7 protein-coding genes are annotated in these 10181 nt (G+C 66.5%); 1 reads left to right on the forward strand and 6 read right to left on the reverse strand.

What is annotated here, in order from left to right; all coding sequences use genetic code 11:
• Window positions 1-7 precede the first annotated feature (7 nt).
• The 6 genes from QCD75_RS07545 to QCD75_RS07570 all read right to left on the reverse strand — a co-directional run bounded on the left by QCD75_RS07545 (window position 8) and on the right by QCD75_RS07570 (window position 8346).
• Entirely contained in the window at window positions 8-1879 is a 1872-nt protein-coding gene (locus QCD75_RS07545) for a PEP-utilizing enzyme (protein ID WP_301227212.1), read from the reverse strand.
• Between the two features lie 67 nt (window positions 1880-1946).
• On the reverse strand, window positions 1947-3125 hold the full coding sequence (locus tag QCD75_RS07550) for a PEP/pyruvate-binding domain-containing protein (RefSeq protein WP_301227213.1): 1179 nt from the start codon (window positions 3123-3125) through the stop codon (window positions 1947-1949).
• Between the two features lie 5 nt (window positions 3126-3130).
• Window positions 3131-4408, reverse strand: coding sequence for a cytochrome P450 (locus QCD75_RS07555; RefSeq protein WP_301227214.1), 1278 nt, complete (start codon window positions 4406-4408; stop codon window positions 3131-3133).
• Between the two features lie 336 nt (window positions 4409-4744).
• Window positions 4745-5539: an IclR family transcriptional regulator gene (locus tag QCD75_RS07560; protein ID WP_301227216.1), complete on the reverse strand. Its 795-nt coding sequence runs from the start codon at window positions 5537-5539 to the stop codon at window positions 4745-4747.
• 313 nt (window positions 5540-5852) lie between these two features.
• A complete protein-coding gene (locus QCD75_RS07565; RefSeq protein ID WP_301227218.1) occupies window positions 5853-6656 on the reverse strand; it encodes a creatininase in 804 nt (267 codons plus the stop codon).
• A 139-nt stretch (window positions 6657-6795) separates the two neighbouring features.
• Window positions 6796-8346 (reverse strand): purine-cytosine permease family protein, encoded by a 1551-nt coding sequence (locus QCD75_RS07570; RefSeq protein WP_301227220.1) that lies wholly within the window; start codon window positions 8344-8346, stop codon window positions 6796-6798.
• A gap of 105 nt (window positions 8347-8451) precedes the next feature.
• Here QCD75_RS07570 and QCD75_RS07575 point away from each other — a divergent pair, with 105 nt between their 5' ends.
• Entirely contained in the window at window positions 8452-9999 is a 1548-nt protein-coding gene (locus tag QCD75_RS07575; RefSeq protein ID WP_301227222.1) for a PucR family transcriptional regulator, read from the forward strand.
• Window positions 10000-10181 lie beyond the last annotated feature (182 nt).

Genomic DNA, 10181 nt, shown 5'->3' on the forward strand with positions numbered 1-10181 from the left:
ATTCGAGTCAGACATGGCTGTGGCTGTGCGCCCCGGGTCCTGCGACCTGCAGCTCCGGTTCCTCAGCGTCGAGGATCCGGACCGTTCCCTTTGTGCCGTCCACACGCAGCCGCTGTCCGGTCTTGATCGTGGTGGACGCCGAGCCGGTTCCGGTCACCGCCGGGAGGCCGTACTCGCGGCACACGATCGCGGCGTGGCTCATCATGCCGCCGATGTCCGTGACGGTGGCCTTGATCTTGCCGAAAATCGGTCCCCAGGACGGTGCCGTGACCGTGGCGACCAGGATCTCGCCCTGCTGCACCTCGGAGAGCTGGTCCGCGTCGGTGATGACGCGGGCCAGGCCTTCGACGACGCCGGGCGAGGCTGCCATGCCGCGCAGGCCGCCGCCTTCGACCGCCTCGCCGGCGCCCAGCCACTGCTGGACCTGTTCCGTGGTGATGCCCCAGAGCATCCGGGTGAAGGGTTCGGTGATGATTTCCGGCGGGGTGTTCAGGGCCGGGGCCGGGCGGGCGGTCTTGAGCGCGTCCACGATCCCGCGGCGGCGCTCGATCTCCTCCGGCCAGTAGTCAGGGCCGATCGGCTTGGCGCCGACGCCCCAGCCGGTGACCAGGTCGAAGAGCGCGTCGCGGACCTCGTTGCGGCCCAGGTAGAGCAGGTCGTCCGGTTCGGTCCAGAAGCCCTCGGCCTGCATCATGCGGCTGAGTTCGCGGATTTTGCGCCAGAAGACGCCCATGGTCCAGTGCTCGATGTAGAAGTTGTGGTTCTCCACGTACGGGTACGCGGTCGCGGCGAGTCCGCGCTTGGCGTCGAAGAGGCCCTGGTTTTCGCCTTCGAGCAGTTCCCGGTATTCCTCGATGATGCGGTCACGCTCGATGATCAGGGCCTCGACCGGGCGCATGATTTCCTGGCCCTCGTCCACCCGGCGGATGTAGTCGGCGATGTAGCCGAGCGGAATTTCCTGGTGTTCGTTCCAGTACTTGTCGTGGCCGTAGAAGCCGTTGCCCACGGTGAAGTTGAACCACGGGTCCTTGGCGGCCTCGTACTGGGCCGTCCAGCGGTCCCCGCCGGGGGCCGCCGCGATGGAAGCCAGGGTGGCGGCGACGTCGTCGGTGTTGCCAAAATGCGGCTGCAGCTGCAGTTCGACAGCCAGTTTGGCGAGCTGCTTGAGCTCGTCATCCGGGCGGAAGAGTTCCATGTCCACGCCCTGGACCATGGTGGCGATGGACTGGTCCGGGATGTTGGGGAAGACCTGCTTGCAGAAGTTGAAGAAGTCCAGGTAGGCGATGTACCCCAGGTTGAGGAACTCGAAGTGGTACTGCCAGTTCTGGTAGGCCAGCTGGATCAGCCGGTCGTAGCTCTCCAGCAGCTTCTCGGATCCGTCCTTGCCCTTGCCGGAGAGGATGTCCTCCATTGGAACCATGTCCGGGAGCTTGGGGAAGGAGATAGTTTCCATCTCGTCGATGGTGCCCTTGACCTTGACGTGCCACTGCTTGAGGAGCTGGTCCCAGTTCTGGAAGTAGTGGCCCACCCGCTGTTCGAACAGGGGCACACGCGCGGCGATCTGGTCCTCCGGCACCGGGATGGGCGACATGTAGAGGTAGCCCAGGTGAACGCGGAACTCGATACCGTTGGCATTGGGGATCATCAGGTGCCGGGCGTTGTACTGGCCCAGGCACTTGACCGCGAATTCGCCGCCGATCGTCTCGAAGGGCTTGAACACGGTGGGCCAGTGCTGGCTGTCGCAGAACCAGAACTTGGCGTCTTCCTGGTCCTTGAGCTTGTCCTGGAAGACCAGGTAGTACGGGTAGATCTTTTCCCAGCCCTCGGCGCCGGCGGGGACCGCAAGCTCGGAGGGTTTGGGGAAGGACTTCAGGGACATGGCGGTCCTTTCAATTCGGGCTCGGCATTGAGCCTGGGTGACGGAGCGGACAAGCGGGTCAAATTTGTTAGACGGAGGGCTTCAGCAGGGATGCGGTGATGCTGCCGAGGCTGAACCCGGCAGGTGCGGCAGGAGCAGTGGGCGACGGCGCCGGGCCGGCCGCCGTCGTCGTGGTACCAGCCGCGGGCGCAGCCGGCGCGGGGCTGAATCCGCTGAAGTAGCCGCCGGTGTCCGCCGAGGAGGGGACTACCGGCTTGGAGGAGTGCACGGTTTCGGGGCGGGACTGCAGCAGGAGCAGATTGTCGCCGTCGGGCAGGTCCGTGTCGAGGGCCCATTCGATGTCCTGCGGGCACTTGTAGTGCTTCTCCGCGCGCTTGGCCATCTGGGCGACGGCGGTGAGTTCGGCGTCACTGAGGCTGCGGCGGCCGCGGCGTTCGGCGTCGACCTCCCGCTCCACCAGGCGGCCGGCTGCGGCGTCCGGGACGAGTTCGGCGTGCTTGTCGCCGAGGTGTTCGGAAATGACGGCCAGGGTGACCTTGTCCAGCATGATGTTGTCCGGGGTGACCTGGCCGGAGACCACCATCTCTCCGACCCCGTAGGAGGAGTCGATGGTGATCTTGGACCGGTCGCCGTTGGTGGGATCCATCGTGATGGCGACGCCGGAGACGCGGGCGTTGACCATCTTCTGCACCACAACAGCCATGGAGAGGCCCTCGTTGGGAATGAGGTTCTTGAGCCGGTAGATGATCGCGCGGGAAGTGAAGAGCGAGGCCCAGCACTGCCGGATGTGCTCGGTGACGGCCTTGACGCCGTCGAGCCAGAGGTAAGTGTCCTGCTGGCCGGCGAAGGAGGCGTCCGGGAGGTCCTCGGCGGTGGCGCTGGAGCGGACGGCCACCGGAACCGGTGCCTCGAAGCGGGACATCAGGGACTCGTAGGCGGTGATGGTGAGCTCGCGGAGGACCTGGGGCACCGGACGGGAGCAGATGTCTTCGCGGATGGCGGCGGAGACCTTGTCCACCTGGCCCATGTCCTCCGGGTCCAGGTCGGCGAGGAGTTGGTGGATATGCCGGGTGATGCCCGCCTCCTCCATAAACGCGTCGAACTGGGCCGTGGTGACCACAAAGCCGGGCGGGACGGGCATGCCGGCGGAGGTCATGGTGACCAGCGAAGCACCCTTGCCGCCCAGGTTTTCGAGTTTCGGTTCGATGCCGCCGTCGAAGAATTGGATGTATTCGTTGCTTTGCATATTTCTCAGGCCTTCCAGCTGACGGGGACGGTCTCGGGGACGCGGAAGGAGAGGTTTTCCCGGAAGGCGATGGCTTCCGGGTTCTCCAGCTCCAGCTCGGGGGCGAGCCGGGCCACTTCCTCGAGCGCGATTTTGGCCTGGAGCTTGGCGAGCATGTTGCCCAGGCAGTAGTGGATGCCGAACCCGAAGGAAAGGTGCTCGCGGGCGTTGGGGCGGGTGATGTCGAAGTCCTCGCCGGCGGTGAATTTGTTCTCGTCGCGGTTGGCGGAGCCCATGAGGAGCAGCAGCTGCGCGCCCGCTTCGATGGCGACGCCGCCAACTTCGGTGTCCTTGAGGGCCTTGCGGCGCCAGCCGACGATCGATCCGGCGTAGCGCAGGACCTCGTCGATGGCGGCGGGGATCTTCTTGGGGTCCTCGACGAGCTGCTTCCACTGCTCGGGCCGGGCCAGCAGTTCGCGGAGGGCGTTGGAGATCAGCGTGGTGGTGGTTTCGTGGCCGGCGAAGAGCAGGCTGTAGAGGACGGAGGCAATCTCGTGGTCGGAGATCTCCGCACCTTCCTGCTGCGACTTCACGAGGTCCGCGGTGAGGTTGTCGCCGCCTTCCTCGTGGGCCACCTTGACCAGGCGCAGACACTCCTGCCAGTACTCCACGAGGTTGTGGGCGTGCGGGATCTGTTCCTCGTCGCTGAGGTCGCCCCAGGTCATGGCCGCGCGGGAATCGCTCCAGCGTTTGAAGGTGTCCACCTGGGCGACGTCCGCGCCGATCAGGGTGAGGATGGTGATGGTGGGGACGTCGTAGGCGAGGTCCTTGACCATGTCGCCGTGGCGGTCCGGCCGGGCCAGCATCTTTTCGAGCAGCTCGACGACGTTCTGCCGGATGAAGGGTTCGAGCGCCTTGTAGCGGCGGGGTGTGAAGGCCTTCTGGACCACGGCGCGGATGCGGGTGTGCTCCGGGGGGCGGCGGGCGGAGAGGCCCGAGTAGGCGGTGAAGCCGCCGTCTTCCATGATCTTCTTGGCGGCGGCGCCGCGTTCCCGGACGGGCGCCTGTGCGTTTTCGCTGGAGAAGGTCTCCCAGTCCTCGAAGACGGCCTTGATGTCGTCGTAGCGGGAGACGACGTAGAGACCGACCCGCTCGTCGAACATCACCGGTTGTTCGGCCCGGAGTTCAGCGTAGGCCGGGAAGGGATCCTTCATCTGGAACGGCTCGTAGCCGTGGTGCCCTGCGGGTGCCTCGGCGCCGCGTCCAAAGGGACAGCGGCCGGCCGTATCCGTCGACGATGACATCTAAGCTCCTTGGTTTGGTCCCGCCGGCTGCGCCAGTGCATGCCGGGGTTCTTATTCACCAGTGTGGCCCCGATCACCCTCTAGCGGCAGGGCTGACTTCCACTGAGCGGAAGCGAGTTGTTTTCCTCACCTGCGGCAGTGCGGGCTGGCCGCGGTTCGGGGGCACTTCGACACGGACACGCCGCCAACTAAGCGGCCGCCGTCGAATATTGGCACCAAAATGCCCCCGGGCGGACGCTACCTGGCCGGCCGGCCGAAAACGAAGGCTGCCAGCCACCCCGAGGCAGCCGAAAGCCGTGCGGCGGGGTGCAAGACCATGGTGAGGAGCGTGCCGGGTCAGTCCGTGCCGGCAACGTGGCTGCCCAGCAGCGTTTCCAGCGGGATCCGGGCCGTGGCACGCTCAATCTGGGCCGCGATGCCGCGCAGGACGGGCAGGTGCCGGGTCATCGTGGCGGCCTGGCTCGTGGGCAGCACGAGTCCGATCGACGCGCCGATCCTGCCGGTGTGGAAGACTGGGACGGCGATGGAGCAGGAGCCCAGCCGGACTTCCTCCAGGGTGGTGGCGTAGCCCTGCTCGCGGATCCGGGTCAGCTCCGCGGCCAGTTTTTTGGGGTCCACGTGGGTGTGCGCGGTGTGCCGCTCCAGCTGCCGGTTCAGGTAGGCGTCCCGGACCCAGTCCTCCTCGAAGGCGAGGAGGACCTTCCCGACGGCGGTCGCGTGCATGGGCAGCCGGCCGCCGACCCGGCTGGCGCGGGGCACCCGCTTGGAGCCGTAGACCCGGTCGATGTAGAGCACTTCGTGGCCGGCCCGGACCGCCAGATGTGCGGTTTCGCCGGTGAGTGAGAACAGGTCCTGGATGTAGGGCCGCGCCGCGTCGCGCAGCTGCCGCCCGGTGTTCTGGGCGAGTTCCCAGAGCCGGATGCCGAGCTGATAGCGGCCATTGGGCTCGCGCGAGAGGAATCCCCAGTCGGTGAGCTCGTTGACCAGGCGGTGGGCGGTGCTCAGCGGCAGCCCGGATTTTTCGGCGATATCGGTCAGGCTGAGCGCGCCCCGGGACTTTTCGAAGGCCTCGAGGATGGCGAGGACCTTCGAGGTCACGGTCCTGCCGGGTTCGCGGCTTCCGCCGGCCATCGTGACCTCCTTGTCGCGGGCTTGGTGCCCGGTCTGCCATCAGCCGGCCGACGGGCGGCCGACGGGCCCGAAATCGAGTGTAGCCCGCAAGTGCCCGCGCCCGGACGGCCGGTCCGCAAACCCAGCAACGCGGGGTCAATTAGCGCCCATTCCGGGGCCGCGGATGGGCGCTAAGTGACCCCGCGTTGGGGCTCCGGTCCGGTCGGCACCCTCGTATCTCCGCTGGGCAGTGCCGGGACGCGAAGGCGCCGCGGGTATGTCTCCCCGCGGCGCCAGAGTTTCATTGGGTGAAGCGTGCTCCCTGTGGGATCCTCTACACCGGAACACCCGCAGGCGCGGGTTCACGGACCAGTTCACTCCCGAGATCGAAAGCCAGATCTCTGACGACCTGTCCGTATAGCAGCTCGCCCTTGGCTGCGCTGGAGCCAGCGGGCGATGACAGGCAGCCGGTGGCGGGTGTCCGCTCCGGAACCACCGGGAGCCTGTCGAAGCGCGGGAGGACCGCGGCAGGACCGTCGACCAGGCGGTCGATGGCTACCCGGGCGGGTTCGAGGTGGAGCATGAGCGAGGTTTCCAGGACCCCGCCGTGCTCGATGTCCCAGCCCGGGAAGCCACCGGGATAGACCTGCCTGAGCGTGTCCTCGCTGACGAAGTCCCAGTAGGACAGCAGCAGCACGCCCTGCTCTGCCCCGGGCTTGATGCCCAACTCGTCAAGGGCAAGATCGATGCCCTCGTACAGGAACTGGTAGTTCTCGAAATGGCCGTTGATGAATACCACGTGCCGGACGCCTTGGTTGAGGAAGGACTTGACCAGGTTGCGGGCCACGCCAATGAGGGTGGCGCCATCCAGGCTGGTTGTACCGGAGAGGTGGTTTCCTCCGCCGGACTTCTGCTGCGATTTGTACCCGTAGGCGATCGGCTGGGCAACAAGCCCCCCCAGCCGCCGGGCAACACCCTCCGCGAAGTGGGAGGACAGGATGGTGTCCGTTCCCAGCGGAAGGTGTGGACCGTGCTGCTCCAAGGACCCGACGGGAATGAGGACGATCGCGTCCCCGGGTGCCAAGACTTCGCGGTAGGCGAAAGCATCCAGGTCTTCCAGAAAGACTGACATGTCCATGCTTGTGGTGCTCCTCGTTAAGTTCCAAGTGTGCAAATGGCGCCGGCCGTCGCCGCCGAGTAATGAATGCTGAGGATGGTGCGGACCGTTCCGGCGGGGAATCCGGTGATGGTTTCCCCGCCGTCGGGCGATCCCCTCGTCAGAGGCCCGCGGAGGAAGCGGACACGGCGGGGACGTCGGCCGTCCCGATGGCGGCTATCTCCGGCGCGGCAGCAGGGGCCGTGGTCGCATCGGCGCTGGTCAGGTGCAGGAACTTCCGGTGGTACCGCGGCCCCATGAGGGCGTAGGCTCCGGCGCTGGACAGGCCGCCGGCTAGCCAGGACAGGTCCCATCCGCCCAGGGCGACGGCGACCGGGCCCTGCATCGCGGGCACCAGCCCATACATGAACAGCCAGGTGGCAAAGATTCCGACCAGGAGGGAGACGACGCCGGCCGGGTTCACGCCGGGCAGGCGCTTGGTGCCTACCGCGTCGAACAGCCGGGACGGGTCGCCGGGCCAGCGCTTTTCAAGCCAGAAGTAGTGCACCAGCATGACACCGCCCCAGGCGGCGACCCAGGCCACGAGTCCGATCAGCCACGCGTCCAGGACGGAGGCGAAATCCTCCTGGTAGATGAAGAAGATCACTGCCGCCAGGGAGAAGACGCCGACGAAGAGGTTGAGCTTGCGGCGGCTGATGGAGATGTCCAGCGCCTGGGTGGCTACGGAGAAGGTGTAGATGTTCAGGATGTTGGTCGCGATCGGGCCGTGCAGGACCATAAGCAGCACGGGCAGGGCCAGCGCGCCGAAGTTCAGGACGATGAGTTTTCCGGGATCGATTTCGCCGGTGTTGGTGGCGAGACTGGCCCCCAAGATGCCCAGCCAGACGACGGGGATGAACTGGCCCAGCACCGAGGCGAGGTAGACCTTGTGCTTGGGCACCGAGGTGCTGACGAAGCGGGAGTAGTCTGCGGCGTAGGTGAACCAGGTGATGCCCCAGCCGATGCCGATGGCCGTCATGACGGCACTCATCGCGGCGATGCGTTCGGAGCCTTCGAGGATGTGGCCTGCCGGGCCGGCGTAGGTCCAGTTGATCTGCATGCCGAACCAGGCCACTGCCGACATGACGGTCAGGATGATGATGGTCGGCGGGACGGTCCATTTCTCGAACGCGGCGATCGCCTTGTAGCCGAACCACGCAATGGCCACCTGGGTCGCCATGATGAAGGTGGCGATGCCGATCTTCCACGCGTAGTTGTGGGCCTCCGGGTCAACCCAGCCCAGGGTTCCGAACAGCGCCATGACCAGGTCCAGGATGATCCAGGTGTTGACCGCGCACCAGCCGATCACCAGAAGGGCCTGAATGGCCGCCGGCAGGTAATTTCCGCGCCGGCCAAAGGCGGCGCGGGCGAGCACCATGCCGGTCGCTCCGGTCTTTTGGCCCAGCAGGACGAAGCAGCCGAAGAGCAGCATCCCGATCAGGTTTCCGAGGACGAGTACGGTGACCGTGTCCGCGAATCCCAGACCGAGCTGGATGCCGAGCGCGCCGAGCACCCAGTTGATCGGGGCGAGATTGGCGCCGGCCCAGATCCAGAACTGGCCGGACACTTTGCGGGTCCGTTCTGATTCAGGGATGGGGTGAAGCCACGCTTCGTGGTCTTCGCTGGCCGCTGGAGCGGTGCTGGCCGAAACCGTTGGGGATGTTTCACGCATTGGAGCCTCCGTGAGCGATTGGGGTACTTCAAGATTATGTGGCCCATGCCACATCGCCTATATATGATGTGTATAGTTAATGCCTGCTTTACGCGACGGAGTGTCATGCCTATACGTCTCATCGATGTGCTCAACCATCCGACCTTGGCGGCCGCTGATCCGGTGGTCCGGGCGGCCAGCGGCAGGGCTGCCCGGACCCAGCTTCGGTGGGTGCACTCGAGTGAGATCCTGGACATCGCTCCGCTGCTGGACGGTGGGGAGCTTCTGCTGACGGGAGGGGAAGCCCTAGCACTCGCGTCCGAGGACCGGCGGATCACGTACATCCAACAACTGGCCGAGCGGGGAGTGGCCGCCTTGGCCATCGAAACCGGCGTCGCCCTTCCTTCGCTGCCGTCCTTGATGATCTCGGCCGCCGAGGCAGCCGGGCTTCCGCTGATCGAGCTCCGCAAGGTGGTGCCGTTTGTCAGTGTCATGCAGGCCATTAACTCGTCGTTGGTCAGCGAGTCGGTGTCGCAGTTACGGCAGGCAGATGAAGCCAGCCACGCGATGGCCGTTGAGCTGGCACACGGCGGCGGCCTGGATCGGATTCTGGCCGTACTCGCGCGGATTACTCACGCCGAGGTGGCCTTGGCCTCTCTCACGGGCGTGACGCTGGCCAGTGCCGCGCCAGTGAACACCGGTACCGGCGATGCTGCCGGCAGCTCTGCCCCCGCCCCGCAGGAACATGCGCGGCTGATCCGGATCGACGTTCCGGTGCGCGGAATCCTTGCGGCCCAGCTCGTGCTCCGGGTCCCGGCGGACGAGGATGAGAACCTTGCGCGGACGGCCGGAAAACGCTCGGTGGACATCCTGGCGCTGGCCATGCTGCAGCGGATGTCGCCCGGCCTGCGGGAGGTTGCGGGAGCTGCGTTGATCCGTGCCGTCGATTCCGGCAGCCAGCCGTGGCGGCTTCAACAGCTGGCGTCGGCCGCCGGAATTCCGGCCTCCTCCCCGCTCGTGGCCATCGCGGTCCGGTCCGACACCTCGCAGCAGCTGCGGACATCGGTGGAACAAGTACTGGCCCGGACAGCGCAGGCGCACGCCACCTACGTCGATAATGCCGAGCTTCTCGCAGTGGCCGGCCTGGACGTCGATGCACCGGAGGAAGGCCGCCGGAGGCTCCTGGCGGCCCTGCTGGAACTGCCCGCCATAGCCAGGACGCTGGCCGCGGTGGGTCCCCTGGTGGCAGGAATTTCGGACGCTCCATGGTCGCTCTCCGAAGCCAAGCTCACCCTGGAACTGGCAGACTCCCCGGAGCCGTCCCGGTCCGAAGCCGGCGGGGCGCGCCAGCCAGTCGTCGACGCGGAGGCCTTCGCCGTGGAACGGCTCGCCGTTCAGTCCCTGGACCCCTATCAGCGGCGGAACTTCGTGCGCCAGCAATTGGGCGCGCTCCTGGACCATGATTCCCAGCGCAATTCGCGGCTGCTGGACACGCTGGCAACGTGGATGGATTGCGGATGCAACACTGCGCACGCAGCCAGGGAGCTCCATCTGGAACGGCAGTCGATGCACCAGCGGCTGCGTCGCATCTTCGAGCTGTGCGGCGGTGACCCGCGGGACACGGGCCGGCTGGCGGCATTGCACCTGGCCACCCGGCTTGCCGGACTCATCTGAGCCGCCGGACTCATCCGAGGCGCCGGACCCGGCCGGGCCTCAGCCGGGGACGGCTTCCCCGGTGCCCGCGGGCGGACGTCCGCCCAGACGTGTGGTGACCTTGCGGGCCGAGGCTGCGCATGCTTCGCCCAGGCTCTGCAATCTTTCCCGTGAAACCCGGAACCGGGGAGCCGGAATCAGGA

Origin of the sequence: Arthrobacter sp. PsM3 (assembly GCF_030433895.1) — a bacterium.
Taxonomy (GTDB): domain Bacteria; phylum Actinomycetota; class Actinomycetes; order Actinomycetales; family Micrococcaceae; genus Arthrobacter.

Excerpts from the sequence above, each read along its gene's own strand:
- QCD75_RS07545 (WP_301227212.1), bottom strand. The coding sequence starts at position 1,879 with ATGTCCCTGAAGTCCTTCCCCAAACCCTCCGAGCTTGCGGTCCCCGCC.
- QCD75_RS07550 (WP_301227213.1), bottom strand. The coding sequence starts at position 3,125 with ATGCAAAGCAACGAATACATCCAATTCTTCGACGGCGGCATCGAACCG.
- QCD75_RS07555 (WP_301227214.1), bottom strand. The coding sequence starts at position 4,408 with ATGTCATCGTCGACGGATACGGCCGGCCGCTGTCCCTTTGGACGCGGC.
- QCD75_RS07560 (WP_301227216.1), bottom strand. The coding sequence starts at position 5,539 with ATGGCCGGCGGAAGCCGCGAACCCGGCAGGACCGTGACCTCGAAGGTC.
- QCD75_RS07565 (WP_301227218.1), bottom strand. The coding sequence starts at position 6,656 with ATGGACATGTCAGTCTTTCTGGAAGACCTGGATGCTTTCGCCTACCGC.
- QCD75_RS07570 (WP_301227220.1), bottom strand. The coding sequence starts at position 8,346 with ATGCGTGAAACATCCCCAACGGTTTCGGCCAGCACCGCTCCAGCGGCC.
- QCD75_RS07575 (WP_301227222.1), top strand. The coding sequence starts at position 8,452 with ATGCCTATACGTCTCATCGATGTGCTCAACCATCCGACCTTGGCGGCC.